The 19,974-nt window shown below is 56.7% G+C and carries 17 protein-coding genes; 3 read left to right on the top strand and 14 right to left on the bottom strand.

Features of this window, described 5'->3' with window-relative positions; genetic code table 11:
- The first annotated feature begins 65 nt into the window (after nucleotides 1-65).
- Nucleotides 66-983, top strand: a complete 918-nt coding sequence (locus tag Q0932_RS08040; RefSeq protein WP_299351182.1) for a LysR family transcriptional regulator — start codon at nucleotides 66-68, stop codon at nucleotides 981-983.
- Here the strand turns inward: Q0932_RS08040 and Q0932_RS08035 are convergent.
- Entirely contained in the window at nucleotides 902-1,327 is a 426-nt protein-coding gene (locus Q0932_RS08035; protein ID WP_299351180.1) for a hypothetical protein, read from the bottom strand. The two genes, Q0932_RS08040 and Q0932_RS08035, sit on opposite strands and share 82 nt — an antisense overlap.
- A 225-nt stretch (nucleotides 1,328-1,552) precedes the next feature.
- Complete coding sequence (locus tag Q0932_RS08030; protein ID WP_299351178.1) at nucleotides 1,553-2,047, bottom strand: hypothetical protein; 495 nt, start codon at nucleotides 2,045-2,047, stop codon at nucleotides 1,553-1,555.
- Nucleotides 2,048-2,228: 181 nt separating this feature from the next.
- Between Q0932_RS08030 and puuE the strand changes: the two genes are divergently transcribed.
- On the top strand, nucleotides 2,229-3,644 hold the full coding sequence (puuE, locus tag Q0932_RS08025) for an allantoinase PuuE (protein ID WP_299351176.1): 1,416 nt from the start codon (nucleotides 2,229-2,231) through the stop codon (nucleotides 3,642-3,644).
- A gap of 81 nt (nucleotides 3,645-3,725) precedes the next feature.
- Here puuE and bhcD read toward each other — a convergent pair whose 3' ends face one another.
- The 4 genes from bhcD to bhcA all read right to left on the bottom strand — a co-directional run bounded on the left by bhcD (nucleotide 3,726) and on the right by bhcA (nucleotide 8,105).
- The gene (gene bhcD, locus Q0932_RS08020) at nucleotides 3,726-4,691 is read right to left on the bottom strand and encodes an iminosuccinate reductase BhcD (protein WP_299351174.1); all 966 of its coding nucleotides are present in this window, start codon (nucleotides 4,689-4,691) and stop codon (nucleotides 3,726-3,728) included.
- 72 nt (nucleotides 4,692-4,763) lie between these two features.
- Entirely contained in the window at nucleotides 4,764-5,927 is a 1,164-nt protein-coding gene (gene bhcC, locus Q0932_RS08015) for a 3-hydroxy-D-aspartate aldolase BhcC (protein ID WP_299351172.1), read from the bottom strand.
- A 16-nt stretch (nucleotides 5,928-5,943) separates the two neighbouring features.
- Nucleotides 5,944-6,915, bottom strand: coding sequence for a beta-hydroxyaspartate dehydratase BhcB (gene bhcB, locus Q0932_RS08010; protein WP_299351458.1), 972 nt, complete (start codon nucleotides 6,913-6,915; stop codon nucleotides 5,944-5,946).
- Entirely contained in the window at nucleotides 6,915-8,105 is a 1,191-nt protein-coding gene (gene bhcA, locus Q0932_RS08005; RefSeq protein WP_299351170.1) for an L-aspartate--glyoxylate aminotransferase BhcA, read from the bottom strand. Before bhcA ends, bhcB begins: the two co-directional genes overlap by 1 nt.
- A 196-nt stretch (nucleotides 8,106-8,301) precedes the next feature.
- Between bhcA and bhcR the strand changes: the two genes are divergently transcribed.
- A complete protein-coding gene (bhcR, locus tag Q0932_RS08000; protein WP_299351168.1) occupies nucleotides 8,302-9,129 on the top strand; it encodes an HTH-type transcriptional regulator BhcR in 828 nt (275 codons plus the stop codon).
- Between the two features lie 4 nt (nucleotides 9,130-9,133).
- On the opposite strand, the gene guaD is transcribed toward bhcR, so the two are convergent.
- From guaD to Q0932_RS07960, 8 genes are all read right to left on the bottom strand, one after another.
- A complete protein-coding gene (gene guaD, locus Q0932_RS07995; protein WP_299351166.1) occupies nucleotides 9,134-10,468 on the bottom strand; it encodes a guanine deaminase in 1,335 nt (444 codons plus the stop codon).
- A gap of 80 nt (nucleotides 10,469-10,548) precedes the next feature.
- The gene (locus tag Q0932_RS07990; RefSeq protein WP_299351164.1) at nucleotides 10,549-12,120 is read right to left on the bottom strand and encodes a xanthine/uracil/vitamin C permease; all 1,572 of its coding nucleotides are present in this window, start codon (nucleotides 12,118-12,120) and stop codon (nucleotides 10,549-10,551) included.
- 30 nt (nucleotides 12,121-12,150) lie between these two features.
- Nucleotides 12,151-13,041 carry a xanthine dehydrogenase accessory protein XdhC gene (xdhC, locus tag Q0932_RS07985; RefSeq protein ID WP_299351162.1) on the bottom strand — a complete coding sequence of 297 codons (891 nt, stop codon included), beginning with the start codon at nucleotides 13,039-13,041 and terminating at the stop codon, nucleotides 12,151-12,153.
- Nucleotides 13,042-13,045: 4 nt separating this feature from the next.
- On the bottom strand, nucleotides 13,046-15,361 hold the full coding sequence (gene xdhB, locus Q0932_RS07980; protein ID WP_299351160.1) for a xanthine dehydrogenase molybdopterin binding subunit: 2,316 nt from the start codon (nucleotides 15,359-15,361) through the stop codon (nucleotides 13,046-13,048).
- A gap of 14 nt (nucleotides 15,362-15,375) precedes the next feature.
- A complete protein-coding gene (gene xdhA, locus Q0932_RS07975; protein ID WP_299351158.1) occupies nucleotides 15,376-16,833 on the bottom strand; it encodes a xanthine dehydrogenase small subunit in 1,458 nt (485 codons plus the stop codon).
- A 204-nt stretch (nucleotides 16,834-17,037) separates the two neighbouring features.
- Nucleotides 17,038-17,436, bottom strand: coding sequence for a RidA family protein (locus Q0932_RS07970; RefSeq protein ID WP_299351156.1), 399 nt, complete (start codon nucleotides 17,434-17,436; stop codon nucleotides 17,038-17,040).
- Between the two features lie 66 nt (nucleotides 17,437-17,502).
- Complete coding sequence (gene kynA, locus Q0932_RS07965) at nucleotides 17,503-18,342, bottom strand: tryptophan 2,3-dioxygenase (protein ID WP_299351154.1); 840 nt, start codon at nucleotides 18,340-18,342, stop codon at nucleotides 17,503-17,505.
- Nucleotides 18,339-19,958, bottom strand: coding sequence for an AMP-binding protein (locus Q0932_RS07960; protein WP_299351152.1), 1,620 nt, complete (start codon nucleotides 19,956-19,958; stop codon nucleotides 18,339-18,341). Before Q0932_RS07960 ends, kynA begins: the two co-directional genes overlap by 4 nt.
- Nucleotides 19,959-19,974: the final 16 nt, after the last annotated feature.

The raw sequence follows: 19,974 nt of genomic DNA, 5'->3' as shown, positions 1-19,974 counted from the left end.
GGCGCTCTATTTTCTTCCATAATAGAAAAAACCCGAACAGCTTCAAAGAAAACCTAATAATCGCCATGTCCTATATTGAAAACATCCGCACCTTTGTTCGCGTCTACGAATTGGGCAATATGTCTGCCGCGGCCCGCGATCAGCGGATTTCGGCGGCAGTGGCGTCATCGCGGATTTCGCAGCTTGAGGACTATCTGAACGTTCGGTTATTCATGCGCACGACGCGGCAGTTGAATGCCACGGAACAGGGTGAGATTTTTTATACCGGCGCCTGCAAAATCCTGGAAACCATCGAAGAGGCCGAAGCGGCGGTCAACTCAGTTACACGATCACCGCGTGGGTCACTGCGCGTTGCCGCGCCGCTTGGCGTAGGTCGCCGTCTTGTCGCTCCGCAAGTTCCTGATTTCAAAAATGAATATCCTCAAGTTGATCTGCGCTTAAGGCTCTCGGATCGAAAACTGGACCTGACCGCAGAAGGGTTGGACGTGGCATTCTTTCTGGGTCTGCCAGAGGACAGCACATTACGTATCCGCAAGATTGCAGACTGCGATCGGGTGCTTTGCGCGGCCCCCAATTATCTTGAGAAACGCGGAGAACCGACCGCGCCCATCGAACTTTGCAACGGCACACATGACAGCCTGAACCTGCGATATCCCGGCGCACCTGAGTTTCAATGGGCGCTCAACACCGTGAATGGTATCCAGAAGTTTGCCGTCAAAGGCCCTTTTGAATCCGACGATGGCGATGTGCTGACAAATTGGGCGCTCGACGGCTATGGCGTTGTGCTCAAGCCAGTGTTTGAGATCGCCGAACATCTGGCATCAGGGGCGCTGGTGCCCGTGTTGCAAGATACACCGCCCGTCCCGATCCAGATGGCGTGTCTTTACACACACCGCAAACATCAGGATCCAAAGACCCGCCTTTTCATCGATTTCATGGTCGAGCGGATGCGCGAAGCATTGCGGGTTGCAACGCCCGACTGATCGGCTGCTTCGATCTGGCCTATGATGGCTTGAAGGTCGAAGGCCGCCAACGGCTGGAACTCGCTCGTGACCAACAGCAGGTGGTTTTGCGCATCAATCTCTAGCCCTTTTGGGCCTCCCTCTTGGGTATTGTAGCGGCCTTTGAGGTAGTCAAAATCACTCATGATGCGGATATTTGCCACCGGAGGTCTTCTGCCTTCCCAGCCGGCACCACGGGCATAAACATGTACAAAGGGCAGCCCGGCATCCGCAACAAACATGTAACGACCATCGGCCGTAAATCGGAGCCCATGAGGGTAAGCCAAACGCATGAGATACCCGTCAGGGTCCTTGTCCGGCGTCATCTGGTCCACGCTGGAGTATAAGAACACCTCGTGCGTTTCGTGATTGGATATGGCGATTGTCCCAGAAACAGGACAGCGCGAGACACCGTCCGGAATCTTTAGTCCCTTTTCCAAAACAATGTCGCTATTGACGACTTCCACACTGGGATGACCTGGCTTGGCATCCTGATAACAATGAAGTTTGTGGCGGGTGACGCGATGGGCATAGTTGTTACACAACAGAACCTAGACACTTCCACCTTCCTCGGGAATGACGGCCACCGACCCTGGTGTGTGCACGGCATCATCCTCGGATATTTTGTCTATCACCGCCGTTGGCATCAGGGGCATGGTGTTGCCCCAAGGCACGTTTGTCGGCAACTCATATACCTCGGCTCCACCGCTCCGGCTGGCAACCACAAACCGTTTATCATAAATAAAATCAATGCCATGAGGATTCACAAAGCTGTCCGACACGATAGAAACGTGCCGCTTGATCCGCATCCCCTTACAGGCCTGGTCGTTTGTCCAGTCAATCTCAAACATGGCGATGGATTGTTTTGCAAAACCCAACACAGCCAGCATTTTTCCGTCTTTGGAAAACCGTATATCTTCAGTGCGCGCCATGCTTTGCAAAGCCTGTGCTGCCTGAGGTTCACAGACAGATGGCTTCAACAAATCTTCTGGGACGATCACGCATGGATCGACAATCAGCCGCGGTTCGTTAGGATATTCAGACAATTTTACCCCCGGAATTCTCTTCACATTTTGTTAGCATCCAGATGGCTTCCCTCCAACCGTCTCTTTTTGAAACTGTTCAATGAGGGGGCGGCTATCCTATAGAAGTCTTTCTGGAATTTTGCGAAAGTCTCAGCGATTGTTTGGCTATAGACCATAGTGAACAACACATAGGAGAAACATCGTGCGCAGATATGTCCGCGATATGGTTGGCTATGGTGCCACCCCGCCCGATCCGCAGTGGCCAGGCAACGCCAAAGTCGCCGTGCAATTCGTTCTAAATTATGAAGAAGGCGGTGAAAACTGCGTCCTTCACGGAGATGCGGGCAGCGAAGCCTTTCTGAGCGACATTGCCGGAGCCGCATCTTGGCCCGGGAAGCGACATTGGAACATGGAGTCGATCTACGACTATGGATCGCGCGCCGGTTTCTGGCGTCTGCATCGTCTGTTCACTGGTGCGGATATTCCTCTCACGATCTATGGCGTTGCTTCGGCGCTGGCTCGCAGCCCTGTTCAGGTTGCCGCGATGCAAGACGCCGGTTGGGAAATCGCCAGTCACGGTCTGAAGTGGGTTGAACACAAGGATATGCCCGAAGAAGACGAGCGTACAGCCATTGCCGAAGCCGTGCGTTTGCACACCGAAGTGACCGGTGAAAGACCGCGTGGCTGGTACACGGGCCGCTGTTCTGAAAACACCGTAAGGCTTGTCGCGGAAGAGGGTGGGTTTGACTATGTCAGCGATATCTATGACGACGACCTGCCGCATTGGATCGAGGTAGGTGACCGCGACCAACTGGTCATTCCTTACACGCTCGAGGCCAATGATATGCGTTTTGCCACGGCCCCCGGTTACATCACAGGTGAACAGTTCTTTGTTTATCTCAAAGATGCTTTCGACACGCTCTATGTCGAGGGTCAGGAGGGTGCTGCCAAAATGATGTCAATCGGTCTGCACTGCCGTCTGATCGGACGACCTGGCAAGATCGCCGGGCTCAAAAGGTTCATCGACTACATCCAAGGGTTTGACGACGTCTGGTGTGCGCGCCGGATTGACATTGCTGACCACTGGGCCAAGACCCACCCGCATCAGCGCCGTGAGCGACCCAGCCAGATGCACCGCGCTCGATTTGTGGAAAACTACGGTGGTATTTTTGAGCACTCTGCCTGGATTGCCGAAGGGGCATTTGATCTGGAACTTGGAGCCTCGCATGACAACGCGGTCGGCTTGCACAATGCGCTCTGCCGCGTGTTCCGCGTTGCCTCTGATGAGGCGCGTTTGGGGGTTTTGACCGCGCACCCAGATCTGGCGGGCAAGCTGGCGTCAGCCGGTCGCCTGACGGCCGAAAGCACGTCAGAACAGGCCTCTGCCGGATTGGACATGTTAACAGACGAAGAACGCGCCACCTTTACTCAACTGAATGAAAAGTATGTTGAAAAACATGGGTTTCCTTTCATCATCGCCGTGCGGGACAATACCAAAACGTCCATTATGCAAGCCTTTGAGACGCGTATCGGCAACGATACTCAGACCGAGCTCAATACGGCCTGCACGCAAGTTGAACGCATCGCGCTTCACCGGTTGAAAGACATCCTGCCCTGATCTGGATGACATCTTATGACAACGAGAAAGGCCGGCCACCAACAGTGACCGGCCTTTGAGCTTTATGGCACCAAAGTGACTTTAGAAATCGACCTCGATCGCAACGCCTTTTTCGATGGCGAGATCGACAACGGATGCCGCAACGGCCAAATCCTGCAACCCCACGCCGGTGCCGTCAAACAAGGTGACTTCTGCTTCACTCTGACGTCCGGCATGCGTGCCGTTGATCACTGCTCCTAGCTCGGTGATATCGGCCTGAGCCTTTGTTCCCGCGGCGACGGCATGTTGGCATTCACCAAGTGTCACAGACTGGGCAACCTCATCCGTGAACACGGTTGCGCGCGCGATCAGTGCTGGCTCAACCTCTTGTTTGCCGACCGTGTCGGTACCCATGCAGGCAATATGTGTGCCATCGCTGACATGCTCGGACATCAGGATCGCATCAAAAGACGAGGTGATGGTGATGATGACGTCTGCTGCGCGCAGGCCCTCCAACTCAACGGCTTCAAACGGCAGCCCGAACTCTGCGGCGACCTTTTCCAGGTTTGGCAGCATGTCAGGATGCAGGTTCCAGCCAATCACCTTGTCAAACGCGCGTTGCTCTAGGGCGGCACGCAGCTGGAATGTCGCCTGATGCCCGGCTCCGACCATGCCCAGAATTCTTGCGTCTTTTCGTGCCAAGTGGCGGATCGAAACAGATGACGCTGCCGCGGTTCTGAGCGCGGTTAGCAGGTTGCCACCGACCATGGCCTGTGCCTTGCCGGTATCCGGATCAAACAGGAACACGGTTGATTGGTGGTTGATGATCTGGCGCCGTTCAAGGTTGTGTGGCCAATAGCCACCTGCCTTGAGACCCAGGGCGCCTCCGGCCCGATCAAAACCGCCCTTAAAACCATAAAGGGCATCTTCGTGGCCAATCGCTTCGCGGATCACCGGGAAGTTATAGGCATCACCACGTGCCATGGCAGCAAAAACATTTTCAACCGCGGCAAAGGCAGCTTCGCGGGTCATCAGATCCGCAATCTCACGCTCGGGGACGATCCACATAGATCTGCTCCTTTAGTTCTTCAGAAAAGTCATGGGAATGGCGAGGGGCTTTCCCCTCGCGCCTTGTCCCGTTTAGTACGCCTTACCGCGTGCAGACACAGGCCAGAGGGTTTCCACTTTGCCGTTGCGAACACCCACGTACCAGTCGTGAACATTGCAGGTCGGATCACAATGCCCCGGCACCAGGTGCAGCTTGTCGTTCACTTTCAAGACACCGTCCGGATCGCCAACGACCCCATGCTCATCGGAGCATTTCAGATATTCGACATCGTCGCGACCAAAGACCACCGGAAGGCCGCTGTCGACCGACTGGGCCTTAAGGCCTGCATCCACAATGGCTTTGTCTGCTTTGGTGTGGCTCATGACCGAAGTCAGAATAAACAGCGCATTTTCCCATTCACCCTGATCAATCCGGTTGCCCTTTTCATCCAGAATGCGGCCATAGTCCGCGTCCATAAAGGCGTAGGATCCACACTGGAGCTCATTGTAAACCCCTGAATTACTTTCAAAATAGTAAGACCCGGTGCCGCCACCTGAAACCAACTCGCAATCAATGCCTTCGGCCTTGAGGCCATTGACGGCATCTTCGACCATCGCAATCGCGGTATCCAATTTGGCTTTGCGGTCTGCAAAATTATCCATGTGCTGCATCGCACCTTGGTAAGCCTGAATGCCGGTGAACTTCAGTCCATCGGCAGCCTCAATCGCCTGCGCGATTTCGACCACGGCTGGAGTTGTGTTCACACCGCAACGGCCCGCGCCACAGTCGATCTCGATAAAAGTCTCCAGCGTGGTGCCGTGTTTCTGTGCGGCGGCAGACAGGTCTGCCACATTGGCAACATCATCAACACAAACGATGATGCGCGCGCCCAGCTTGGGAAGCTGCGCCAAACGGTCGATCTTCACCGGGTCCCGCACCTGATTTGAAACCAGAACATCCTTGATCCCGCCACGCACAAAAACCTCGGCTTCGGATACTTTCTGACAGCATACACCTACGGCGCCGCCCAGCTTCTCTTGCAGCTTGGCCACGTCTACAGACTTGTGCATTTTGCCGTGCACGCGGTGGCGCATGCCATGGGCTTTGGCATATTCGCCCATCTTCTTGATGTTGCGCTCTAGTGCATCCAGATCCAGCACCAAGGCCGGGGTTTGAATGTCAGCGGCATCCATGCCGGGCACGGCCGGAACGTCGTAGCCAACGATCAATTCGTCGAATTTGGTTTGTGCATTCATTGTCTTGCTCCTGATGTCAGCTTTTCATCCACGGCAGCGCGTCGAGGTCGACATTGCCACCGGTGATGATGACGCCCACACGCTTGCCCGCGAAGGTGTCTTTGTTTTTGAGAATTGTTGCCAACGGCAAGGCGCTGGAAGGTTCCATGACGACGCGCAGATACTTCCATGTGATCTTCATCGCTTCGACGATGTCCTCTTCAGAGGCGGTCAGGATGTCGGTCACGTGGTTAGACACAAAGTGCCAGGTATTTTCCTTGAGCGGAACTTTCAGCCCATCCGCCACCGTCACCGGCGCATCATCGGCGATGATGTGTCCTGCCTTGAAGCTCCGATAGGCATCGTCCGCTTGCTCGGGTTCAGCTGCAAAAATCTCTGTACCGGGCGCGATGTTCGACAGCGTCAGGCAGGTGCCTGAGATCATACCACCGCCACCGATTGGTGCGATAACTGCGTCCAGACCGCCGGTTTGTTCATGAAGCTCAGCCGAACAGGTGCCCTGCCCTGCGATAACGCGCGGATCGTTGTAGGGATGCACAAAGTCGCCCCCGGTCGCGGCCTGTACCTCAGCGAACACGGCCTCGCGCGACGACGTGGACGGTTCACATTCCGTGATCGTGCCGCCGTAGCGACGCACAGCATCTTTCTTGGCCTGCGGAGCGGTGCGCGGCATGACCACGTTGCACGGGATGCCACGGCGACCTGCCGCGTAAGACAGCGACAGCGCGTGATTGCCCGAAGAATGTGTGCACACGCCTTTTTCTGCCTCAGCCTCGCTCAGACCAAAGACGGCGTTGGACGCACCGCGCACTTTAAACGCGCCGGCCTCTTGGAAGTTCTCGCACTTGAAGTACAGATCCGCGCCGGTCAGATCATTGAGATAGTCGCTGGTCATCACCGGCGTGCGACGGACATGCGGGGCAATCCGCTTGTGAGCGTCCAACATGTCCTGAAAGGTAGGCAGGGTCATAGTACTCAGATCCTTCATCATGCAGCCGCTTTGATCGGATGTCCGGTGGACTGGCGATAGAGGTTCTGAGCAGCGGCAACGCCCGAGCCAAGCTGGATATCCAGCCCCAGATCGACCATGCACATCTCAGCCGTCGCAATGCCCGAAAGCGCCATCACATCGGTCAGCGATCCCAAGTGTCCGATGCGGAACACTTTGCCCGCTACTTCGCCAAGGCCGACACCAAAGGCGACGCCGTAAACCTCAGAGGCATGGGTCACGATATCGGTTGCGTTGAACCCCTGTGGGGTAAGGATAGCGCTGACACTGTCAGAGTAGAGGTCGGGGGACTGGGCGCAGAGCGACAGGTCCCAAGCCTCCACCGCGGCGCGCACACCGCTGGCGATGCGGTTGTGCCGGGCAAAGACATTCTCTAGCCCCTCGTCCAAAAGCATCTCGGTGGCCAGTTTCAGACCGTTCAACAGCCCGACGGCAGGGGTGTAGGGATACGCGTTATTGGCATAGCCTGCACGCATGTCACGAATGTCAAAGAACGTGCGCGGCAACTGAGCAGTTTCGGTCAGGGCAACGGCCTTGGGCGAGAACGCCACGATGGCCAGTCCTGCAGGCAGCATGAAACCTTTTTGCGAGCCGGTGACTGCAATGTCGACGCCCCATTCATCCATGCGGAAATCCATCGATCCAATCGACGATACGCCATCCAAATACAGCAGTGCCGGATGACTTGCTGCGTCCAGTGCGCGGCGCACACCGGCAATGTCGCTCTTAACGCCCGTCGCCGTTTCGTTATGCGTGGCAAGTACAACCTTGATGTCGTGGTTCTTGTCGGCGCGCAGAATCTCTTCGTAGCGGTCCAGCGGAACGCCCGCACCCCACTCGGCCCCGACGACCTGCATGTCCAGACCGTGGCGCGTGCACATGTCGATCCAGCGGTGGCTGAACATGCCATTGCGGGCTGCCAGAACCTTGTCACCAGCAGACAATGTGTTTGTCAGTGCGGTTTCCCATCCACCGGTCCCGGTCGATGGAAACACGAACACTTCAGCGCTTGTGGTTTTCAAAACTTGCTTCACGCCGTCAAGGGCGGGATGCAGAATGTCGGCAAACAGCGACGAGCGGTGATCAAGCGTCGGCATATCAGCCGCGCGACGCAGCGCTTCGGGCATGTTGGTCGGGCCGGGGATAAAAACAGGATTCTGAAAGCTCATGATGGCCTCCTTTTAGGAATGTCTCGAAGACTTTAGGTTTTCAACTTCCTAAGGTAAATTTTTTTGAAAACGTTTTTCATTTACATAAAAAAGCAGTATTATCGTTTTTTTTCATATATTTATGTTTTTTCATTGTGTGAATTTGATTTTCAAAGTATTCAAGAAATTGTCTTTCCAACCGTGAATGAGGCCAAAAATGCAACCTCCCCTTCGCAAGAAAGGACGCCCCAAGGCGTTCAATTCGGAAGCCTCGACAAACCCGATTCAGTCACTGGATCGCGCGTTGGTCGTGCTGGAAACGCTTGGCATGCATTCGGGGCTGACCTTGTCAGAACTGGCGGATGAGCTGGACCAGTCCCCGGCAACCATGTACCGCGTTTTGTCCACGCTATCGGCCCGCGGCTTTGTTGAGACCGACCCACAGACGCAAGAGTGGCATATTGGTCCGGTGTCCTTCCGGTTGGGGTCGGCTTTCCTGCGTCGGTCGAGCGTGGTCGAGCGCGCCCGCCCCGTGATGCGAAAACTGGTGGAGGCAACGGGTGAGACCGCCAACCTTGGCATTGAAAAAGACAATCGAGTGATGTTTGTCAGCCAGGTTGAAACGCATGAATCCATCCGGGCGTTTTTTCCACCCGGCACCCAATCGCAGATGCACGCATCCGGGATTGGCAAAGCCCTGCTAAGCTTGTTTCCTGAACGTCGCATGGACCGGTTTCTCCGAGAGCAGCAGCTTACACGCTTCACCGACAAAACTCTCAGTGATCCGGACACCATTCGCGCCGAGATGGCAAAGGCTCGGACGCTGGGTTATGCGGTCGATGATGAAGAGAAAAACCTGGGGATGCGCTGTGTCGCGGCACCTATCGTGAATTTCTACGGAGAGGCAGTTGCAGGCATTTCGGTGTCCGGACCGGTCAGCCGCCTAACAACTGACCGGATACCCGAGGTGGCAGCCTTGGTAAGTGAGGCCGCGCAAGAGTTGTCGCGCGGGCTGGGGGCAGATACCCCCAACTCCGAAGATTAGCGCCTCAGGCGGATCGCAGAATGGCCGCTTCAGGTCGCGTACCGGACTTTTGCGCCTGGCCCGCCACATAGACCTGTTCAACCGCGCGATCATCTCCCATGATTTGGAGGATGAACAACTCTTCCGACAAGGTTTCGGCGCGCTTGGATCGCAAGGCTGTCGCCTCGGTCGCGGAGGCATTCAACACAACAATATCGGCGTCTGATCCGGCGTGCAGCGTGCCGATACGGTCTTCCATCCCCAACGAGGCAGCGTTGCCTCGGGTGATCCAATGAAAGGCGCGCAAAGGGTGCAGTTTTTGCCCCTGCAACTGCAGGATTTTGTAGCCTTCATTCAGGGTTTGCAGCATGGAATAGCTGGTGCCTGCACCGATGTCCGTGGCAATTGCGTTGCCTATTCCTTCGGCGCGCAGCCCCCCGTCATCAAACAGACCACTGCCTAAGAACAGGTTGGATGTCGGGCAAAACACCGGGTGGGCTCCACGTTCCGCGATACTTGCGATCTCACGTTCTTCCAGATGGATAGCATGACCAAGAAAACTCTTTGGCCCCACCAACCCATAACGTTCGTAGACATCAAGATAATCACGGGCCTCTGGATAGAGCGATTTGGTATAGGCGATTTCATCCTTGTTCTCAGACAGGTGTGTCTGGATGAAACACTCTGGATGCTCGGACGCCAAAGCCCCTGCCATCTCCATCTGTTCATGAGTCGACGTGATCGCGAAACGCGGGGAAATCGCATATTGCGCCCTGCCCTGTCCATGCCAGCGCTGAATCAAAGCTTTGCTGTCGTCATACCCCGATTGCGGCGTATCACGCAGCCCGTCGGGCGCGTTTCGGTCCATCATGACCTTGCCGCCGACCATACACATGTTGCGTCGGGCGGCCTCGGTGAAATAGGCCTCAGCTGAGCCCGCATGCACCGAACAAAACGACATCGCCGTGGTCGTGCCGTGGCCAGTGAGAATATCAAAAAACGCCCTCGCCATATCAGCGGCGTGGCCGTGATCGGCAAAGCGTGTCTCTTCGGGGAAGGTGTAGTTGTTCAGCCAGTCCAAAAGTTGGTCACCCCAACTCGCAATGACCTGCACTTGCGGGAAATGGATGTGGGTGTCGATGAAGCCAGCCATCAGAAAATGCGGGCGGTGATCGACTTCGACCGAGCCGGGCTGCCTTAACGTTTCATAGTCGCCAATGGCCTCGATCTTGCCGCCAGAAACGACCAACGCACCATCTTCGAAATAGTCATAGGCATCCGTGTCGTTTTCATCCACGGGTTCTGCGTGAAAGTTCAACACGCGTCCGCGCAGCAGTTTTTTGGGTCCAGAAACAGTCATCTTGGTCATCCGGTTAAAATAGGGCCGTCCGTGGGCGAAGGATGCCGCCCACAGACACGTTCAAAGGCAATCGGGGATTACTAAGCAGGAACTTCCTCAACGACGACGTTCGGGTTTTCCAACTCATCGTCCTTGTGGAACATCGGATAGATGAACAGGAAGCCTGCGGCGATCAGATAGCCTGCCGTTACACCATCCAGTGTGGGCAGCTGCAGGCTGGCGGAATGCACGATGCCTATGGATGACATCACTGCGCCCGCCAGTGCAAAGCCCCCGGCGTTTTTGAATTTGCCGTCAATGACCGAAGCCACAATCGCGCCCCAGACAAGGCCGGTGATGATCGCACCCTGAGACAGCGCCAGATGCCCCTGGAAATGCGCGCCCTGCTGCAGCAGGGCTGCGGTCAGGGCCTCATCACCCAAGCGGGGTAAGCCTTCGACTCCCGTGGCGCCAAGGGCGTTCATCAATGATCCCCATTTGATCATCAGGAACGCCGAGACATGCGGCATCATCGCCAGTGTCACGGCAGCCATGTGATCGGTTTTCACCGAATGCGCCGTGTTGGTGATCAGGCTGAGTGCGACAAACACCAGAACCGGCGCGGCGGCGGCCACGGGGATCAGGTTGTTGAGAAAGGCTAGAAGCCCAAAGAACGCCGCCAGCGGGATCACGATCCCCACACCGATGATATAGCCTGAATGAGCGCCCATGCGCTTATAGGCCGGGTGACCGATGTATGCGGTTGTCGGGAAGGGTGAACCAAACAGCGCGCCAATCATCGTGCCCGCCCCATCGACCACCTGACAGGTTGCCACCGGATAATGATCGCCAGCGGCTTCGGCGCTTTCCACGTTGTTCATGGTTTCGATGAAGTTGTAGATCTGCACCGGCACCAGAACCAAGAACAGTTCCGGGTTGGCAAAGAGGTGCTGGATGCCCGCGATTAGGTCGCCAAAGTATGGCATTGGCAAGTAGACACCAACGCCCTCAAAGCCAACAGACGCTTTGCCTGTCAAAAGCGCCACCACGGTCCCGATAATCAGCGCCAAAAGGCCTGCAGGAATGTTGAAGGGCAGTTTGAACCGGCCAACCAGGCCCCAGAGGATGATAATCAATGAAGCAAAACCAATGAACGGATCTTCAAAGATGGTGGCCAGTGGCACCGTCCCGATGAAAACAAGTGCAATGCCACAGAGCGTTCCCAACATGCCTGCGCGCGGCGTGACCCGTTTCAGAAACGGGCCGACGATGGCGCCAAAGGCCGCAACGATACCGCCCATGAACCCGGCGCCAATCCCGACCTGCCACGCCAGAACCGGGTCATTTGTCGCCCAGTAGATCGGTCCGATTACGCCAAAAAGATAGACGAACATCACCGGCGTCGAGATGCCATACGGCAACGCGGTCACGTCCCGCCCGTGTTGTGCAGCGGCGCGTTTGGCCAACATCACGTAAACCGCGATACCGGCCAGAATGGCCACCGCCGCGCCCGGAACAATGCGTCCAAACACGATCTCGGCTGGCATGCCAAATACGAACTGACACACCCCGGCCAAAACCATCAGGTTGATCAGGTTGTCAGTAAACAGCGCCCAAAACGCGCTGAAATCGCTGCGATGAAACAGCTTGTAGGTGTAACTTAACTCCGTCATGACGGACCTCCTCCAGTTACTGGATGAGGCTCAGACACGGTCCTTTCGGGATGTCTTCTGCCTCACCATTGGATCGCCCTCCTCAGGCGGTTCAATTGCCCCCAAAGGGGCGCTGGTTTCGGCAGGTTCAGAGGTCAATGCCGTGATCACTTCGGCCACGACTTGCGCGGCAATCACGGACGGCCGCTTGTCGCGGCTACCGCCTGCCCCGATGGGGCAGATTAGTGTGTCGATGGACAGGCCATCGCATTCGGTTTTGCACCAGTTCTTGAACTTGGCGCGTTTGGTTTTTGAGCCGATCAGCCCGACATAGGCCGCATCCCCGCGCTCAAGCGCAGCGGATGACAACAGAAAATCAAGGGCGTGATCGTGGGTTAGCACGATAAAGGCGCTACCCGCGGGGGCATTGGCGATGTCTGCCTCGGGCAGTGGCGTCAGGCGGGTTTCCACCTTGGCACCGGACAGACCCAGCTCTTCGGCCCTTTGGTCGATCAGGATACATTTCACCGGCATGTGCTGGAAGAGATCCGCCAACGCACGCCCCACATGCCCTGCCCCCATCACATAGACATGCGGCAGGGCTTTGTCTTCGGTCTCGATGCCGGCTTGAGAGACGGCCCGGTCCGCCGCCCCCATGAGCTTCAACGAAACCTGGACACGCCCCCCGCAACATTGGCCGATCTCGGGCCCCAACGGCACATCCATGTCGCCCTTGATATCCCCACGCTTCAGCATGGCGCGGGCGTGATCAATGACCATGTATTCCAGCTGACCACCGCCAATGGTGCCGTAAATTCCGCCCGGTGCGACATACATCATCGTGCCTGCCTCGCGCGGAGAAGATCCCCGGACGTCGGTCAGGCACACTTCCACAATACGGTCATGCCGCGACAGGAAGGTGATGAAGTCACAGGTGGCCATCAGGTCAGTCCCCTTGCAGCCGTTCAACGGCCATCAATACACGTTCAGGCGTCGCCGGGGCGTCCAGACGCGGGCATTCCTTGTAATCCGCAACAGACGCCACCGCCATCGACAGCGCCTCGAGCACGGCGATGCCCAGCATAAAGGGCGGTTCACCTACGGCCTTGGAGCGTTTGATGGTCAGCTCGCGGTTTTCGGACCAATCGGCAAGGTCCACATTGAAAATGCGCGGGCGATCCGAGGCGAGCGGGATCTTGTAGGTTGAGGGCGCATGTGTTCGCAACGCGCCCTTGTCGTCCCACCACAGCTCTTCTGTGGTCAACCATCCCATGCCTTGAATGAAGGCACCCTCAACTTGGCCCTTGTCGAGGATCGGATTCAACGATCTGCCGACGTCATGCAGGATATCAGTACGGTCAACGCGGTATTCTCCGGTGAGTGTATCAATGCTGACCTCAGAGCAGGCCGCGCCATAAGCAAAGTAATAAAACGGGCGGCCCTTGCCTGCCGCACGATCCCAATGAATCTTAGGCGTTTTGTAGAACCCGGCCGCCGACAGCTGAACGCGTGCCATATAGGCTTGCTTGATAAAGTCGCCAAAGGCAAAAACCTGATCGCCAACCTGAACCTGATTGGGCAGGAACGCGACCTGATCCGCGGCAACACCCCAGTTTTCAACCGCGAAGGCGATCAGACGTTCCCTGATCTGGTCGCAGGCATTCAAAGCTGCCATTCCATTGAGGTCTGAACCGCTCGACGCCGCTGTGGCCGAGGTGTTCGGTACCTTTTCAGTCGTGGTCTTCGTGATCTTGATGGTGTCAAAGTCCACCTGAAAGGCATCTGCAACGACCTGAGCCACCTTGGTGTTCAACCCCTGTCCCATCTCAGTGCCACCGTGGTTCAGATGGATAGACCCATCATTGTAAACATGCACCAAGGCGCCTGCCTGATTGTACCATGTGGCGGTGAACGAGATGCCGAACTTGACAGGCGTCAGGGCAATCCCCTTGCGGATGATGCCGCCCTTGGCGTTGTGCGCGATGATGGCTTTGCGCCGCGCCTGATAGTCTGAGTTTTGCTCCAACTCACCAATCAGGCGGTCGAGAATATTGTCTTCAACCTCTTGGTGATATGGTGTCAGATCACGCCCTTTTCCGCCATAGAAGTTGGCTTTGCGCACCTCTAACGGGTCCTTGCCCAGCGCATAGGCGATCTCTTCGATCATACGTTCAGCCGCCACCACCCCCTGCGGGCCACCAAAGCCCCGAAACGCGGTGTTTGACACCGTGTTGGTCTTCATCGGTTGGCTGACGAGTTTCACATTCGGATAGAAATAGGCGTTATCCGCATGAAACAGCGCGCGATCGGTGACGGGGCCGGATAGGTCCGAACTCCAGCCGCAACGGGCCGCAAAATCGCCTTTGACGGCTTCGATGCGACCGTCATTGTCAAACCCAACTTCGTAATCAACGACAAAGTCATGGCGTTTGCCCGTCGCGGTCATGTCCTGATCACGGTCGGGGCGAATTTTCACCGGCACGTTCCACTTCTTTGCGGCCATCGCAGCAACAGCGCAGAACAGGTTCATCTGGCTTTCCTTACCACCAAACCCGCCGCCCATACGGCGTACGTTCACGACTACAGCGTTCGAAGGCACGCCCAGAACGTGGGCCACCATATGCTGTGCCTCAGAGGGGTGTTGGGTTGAGCAATGCACGATCACATCGTCATCTTCGCCCGGAATGGCAAAGGCAATATGGCCTTCCAGATACATGTGATCCTGACCGCCAATCTCCATGCGCCCGGCAATGCGATGTTGCGCCTTGGGCATCGCGCCTGCGGCATCGCCTCGCGCCAAGGTCAGATTGTCGGTGATATGGGGATAGCCTGCATCTTGCGCGGCAATGGGGTCCAACGCATGGGGCAGCACATCGCAATCCACTTTGGCCAGTTCCGCCGCGCGACGGGCATTGTCGCGGGTATCGGCGACAACGGCAAACAGCGGTTGACCGTGGAACTCGATCTTTTCGGTCGGAAACACAGGTTCGTCATGGCGGCCGGTCGGGCTCACATCGTTGACACCGGGAATGTCAGCCGCCGTCAGCACGCCCACCACACCGGCGGCGCTGCGAACGGCTTCCAGATAAACCCCGTTCAACGTGGCATGGGCAACATTGGACACGCCCAGATAGGCGTGCAGCGTACCTGCCGGTTCAGGAATGTCATCGGTGTATTCCGCACGGCCGGACACGTGTTTGGTCGCGCTGTCGTGGCGCAGGTCGGTGTTGACGGCGCCTTTTATGGTGCTTGCGGTGGTCATCTCTGCTTCTCCTCTCACGCGCTGAGGCGTACGGCTTCTGCCGAGCCGCTTTGTTCCAGCCAGAAGCGTTTCAGAAGATTCTGTGCCACTTTCAGACGATAGTCTGCGCTTGCCCGCCAATCGGTGAGCGGTGAAAAATCCTTTGCGAGCGCCTTGGCAGCGGTCTCAAAGCTAGTTGCATCAAAGGCCAGTCCAACCAGGGCAGCTTCGGCAGCCGCTGCACGTTTGGGTGTCGCCGCCATGCCGCCAAAGGCCAGACGGGCCTCGGTGATTACGTTGTTGTCTACTTTGACCGCGAACCCGGCCGCGACCGACGAGATGTCTTCGTCCCGGCGTTTGGAAATCTTGTAGGCCGCATGGCGCCAATCCTCAGTTGAGGTCGGGATATGGATCGCCTCAACAAAATCTCCTGCCTCGCGATCCTGTTTGCCGTAGTCGACAAAGAAGTCTGCGAGAGGCACAACCCGCTGGCTGTCGCCGCAGCGCAAGATGATCGACGCATCTAGTGCGATCAGAACCGGAGGTGTATCGCCGATAGGAGAGCCATTGGCGATATTGCCGCCAATCGTGCCCATGTTGCGCACCTGCCAACCCGCGATACGCGACCAGTAGTCGGCGAGATGCGGAAAGGCTTTGGTCAATGTCTCTTCGGCCTCGGAATAGCTGACACCAGCGCCCAGATGAATGCCATCCGCCTTGGTCTCAATGCGTTTCAAGCCATCAATCAGGCCGATGAATACGGCAGGCCCAATGGGGCGCAGAAACTTGGTCACCCAGAGGCCAACATCCGTAGCACCGGCGACAATCGTCGCGTCAGGAGTGACCGTGAGCACGTCGGCCAGATCCGCGACCGAAGCGGGAATAATCGCGCGATTGTCGTCTGGTCCGACTTCGACCCGCGCGCCGTCATCGAAGGCGGCCAGTTTCGTGGTCACGGCCTTGCGCTCTTGCATCAGAAAATCCGAAGCAGGCGTGCCGTGGCGGCTGATCGCGTGGGCCGCGCGAATGATCGGCGAATAGCCTGTGCAGCGGCAAAGGTTGCCCTGAAGCGCGGTTTCAACCTGTAACTCAGTTGGTTCAGGCACCTGCATCCACAGCGCATAAAGCGACATCACAAAACCGGGCGTGCAGAACCCACACTGGCTGCCGTGTTCGTCAACCATGGCCTGTTGCACTGGATGCAACCCGCCATCTGCGCCACGCAGATGCTCGACAGTGACAACGTGACATCCATCAACAGACGCCAAGAACCGGATGCAGGCGTTCACGGCCTCATAGCGCAATTCGCCGTCATGCAACCGCCCGACCAAGACGGTGCAGGCGCCGCAATCTCCTTCGGCACAACCTTCTTTCGTGCCGGTCAGCCGCTGATCGAGGCGCAGGAAGTCCAAGAGCGTGTTTGACGCCCCAAGGTCCGAGACAGAAACGTCCCGGTCATTCAGCATAAAGCGAATTTCGTGGCGAACAGCCATCAAGGACCTCCGATCCGTGCGCATTTCAAACAAGATAGGACTCTACCAACGGATCCATTTATTGAAAATCCAAACAGTCGATATTCTCTATCTTGGAATATTTGATAATGGCACAGAGACGGACGGGCGGGAATAGGGGCAGACTTCGCACAGCCAAAACAGCGTCACGAAACGCTTAGTTCTCCCTCTCAAAAGGCCTTAAAACTATTTGGAAATATGCGCTGTGGCTTCGATTTCGATCAACGCACGATCTTCGATCAATTCCTTGATGACAAGCATCGACATGGCCGGAAAATGCCGACCCATCACGTTCCGATAGGCTTGTCCGACTTCTCGCTGGCGCGCCAGATACTCTTGCTTGTCTTTTACGAACCAAGTCAGCCGCGCGATGTCCGTCACTTCACCGCCCGCGGCTTCCACGATTGCCACGATGTTACGCAGCACCTGCTCCATCTGTCCGATGAAATCGTCCGAGACGAATTCTTTGTTTTCATCCCAGCCAATCTGGCCCCCGACGTGCAGCGTGCCATCCTCGGCCAGCATGCCATTGGCATACCCCAATGCAGGCGCCCATCCCTCGGGGTGAATTTGTGTGAGGCCCATGTCTCTGCCTTTCTTAATGCCATCCTGCCCACGTCGGGCAAGTTGGTCTGATTTCGGTTTCTTGCTCTAGAGTTCGCCGCGCAGATGCCACAGCTCGGGGAACAGTTCGACGCTCAACATCTTTCTGAGATACTGCACGCCTGACGTACCACCCGTACCCCGCTTAAAGCCGATGACCCGCTCAACGGTCGTGACGTGATTAAAGCGCCAGCGCCGGAAGTAATCCTCGAGGTCGACAAGCTTTTCTCCCAGCTCGTAGAGTTTCCAATGGGTATCAACATTCTCATAAACCTCCTTCCAGCGGGCCTGAATTTCAGGATCTGCTTGGTGCGGCGTCACTAACTGAGGCGCGGGCAGATTGTCTTCGGTCCCGTCCAAGGTGCGAAACAAGAAACGCACCACTTCGTCGTAGAAACTGGGTCGCGTCAGTTCGTCGGCCAACATCTGGTGGACTTCGGGCATATGTTCATGAGGCTTCAACATGTTGGGATTTCGATTGCCCAAAACGTATTCGATCATGCGGTATTGGTAGGACTGGAAGCCCGACGATGGCCCCAGCGCTTCGCGAAACCGCGTGTAATCCGCGGGAGTCATGGTGCGCAACACGTCCCATGCATTGTTGAGCTGCTCAAAGATGCGACTAACCCGCGCCAGCATCTTAAACATATGCGCCATGTCACCGGATTTTAGCGCATCTCGCGCTGCCGCCATTTCATGGATTGCCAGCTTCATCCACAATTCGCTGGTTTGGTGCTGGATGACAAAGAGCAATTCATCATGGGCATCAGATTGCGGGTGCTGCTGGTCCAGTAACGCATCAAGATGCAGGTAGTCACCATAAGACATCGCGTCCTTAAATGACATCTTTGCGCCATCGCTACCGGGGTTATAGGCCTGATCACTCATGCGTCGTCTCTCAATCTAAAACGTTGGATTTTGCCCGTTTCGGTTTTGGGCAGGGTCTCGCGGAAAACGACGGACCGTGGATATTTGTATGGCGCAATCGCCTGTTTCACATGATCTTGCAGCACCTTGGCCATCAAGTCCGAGGCTTCGGATCCGGTGTTCAGCACAACATGAGCCTCAACAATTGCGCCGCGGGCCTCGTCCGGCACACCGATCACCGCGCACTCGGATACCGCCTCATGCGCCAGCATCGCCGCCTCAACCTCGGGCCCGGCGATGTTGTAGCCCGCCGAGATAATCATATCATCGTTGCGCGCGGCAAAATGGAAGTACCCCTCGGCATCCTGAGAGAAGGCATCGCCAGAAAGGTTCCAGCCATCCAGCACGTAAGCCTGTTGCTTTTCGCCACCGAGATAGCGACATCCTGTTGGCCCACGCACGGCAAGGCGCCCGACTTCGCCACGTGGCAACTCTGCTCCATCCTCGCCCACAATCTTAGCCTCGTAGCCCGTAACAGGCTTGCCGGTACAGGCCGGGCGATGATCTTCAAAGCGGTTGGTCAGAAAGATGTGCAGCATTTCAGTTGCCCCGATCCCGTCCAGCATCGGTTTGCCCGTCTTCTCAATCCACTGCTCATAAACCGGCGCCGGCAGTGTCTCTCCGGCTGATACCGCCGCACGCAGACTGGACAGGTCCGCGCCCGCGTCCATCGCGGCCAACATCGCGCGATAGGCCGTAGGCGCCGTAAAACAGACAGTTGCCTTAAATTTTTCGATGATCTCAATCATGTTGGGCGGCGTCGCCTGTTCCAGCAACGTGGCCGCCGCGCCAAACCGCAAGGGAAAGATCGCAAGCCCACCCAACCCAAAGGTAAAGGCCAATGGTGGAGAGCCAACAAACACATCGTCAGGGCTAACGCCAAGCACCTCTTGAGCATAGCCATCGGCAATGACCAAAAGATCACGGTGAAAATGCATGGTTCCCTTTGGCTCACCCGTGCTGCCACTGGTGAAACCGATCAGAGCGACATCATCCTGACTGGTTTGCACCGCTTCAAAGGTCACTGATTTCTCCAGCGCCAACCGGTCCAACTCGGCGTCGTGATTGGCGGTTCCGTCGAACCCCACAACCGTGGTCAGCGTTTTGCTGCCCTTGGCACAGGCGGTCATTTCGTCCATCAGGCGTGTGTCGCACAAAGCGTGGCTAATTTCAGCCTTGGCCACGTATTTGGCCAGTTCTGCTGCGCGCAACATCGGCATGGTATTCACCACAACGGCCCCAACTTTGGTTGCAGCCAGCCAGCACGCGACCATCGCCGGGTTGTTGGCCGATCGGATCAGCACCCGATTGCCGGGTTTCACTTTGAGATCGTCGACCAGCACATGCGCCAGCCGATTTGTCCAATCCGCCAGTTCTTTGTACGTCCGGCGCCGGCCATTCCCGATCAGTGCCGTGTTGTCGCCAAATCCACGCGCGACCATCGCATCGGTCAGTTCCACCGCGGCATTCAGGCGATCCGGATAGTCAAACCCCTCAAGCAAAAGGTCCGGCCATGTGTCCAAGGCAGGAAGGTTGTCCCGTGCGAAACTATCCTCGTGTGCAGAACTGCCCAGCATGTCTTCCCCTCCCCTG

Origin of the sequence: uncultured Shimia sp., assembly GCF_947498095.1 — a bacterium.
Lineage (GTDB): Bacteria > Pseudomonadota > Alphaproteobacteria > Rhodobacterales > Rhodobacteraceae > Shimia.
Note: the sequence above shows the minus strand (reverse complement) of the source record. Positions and strands in the feature narration are given on the sequence as shown.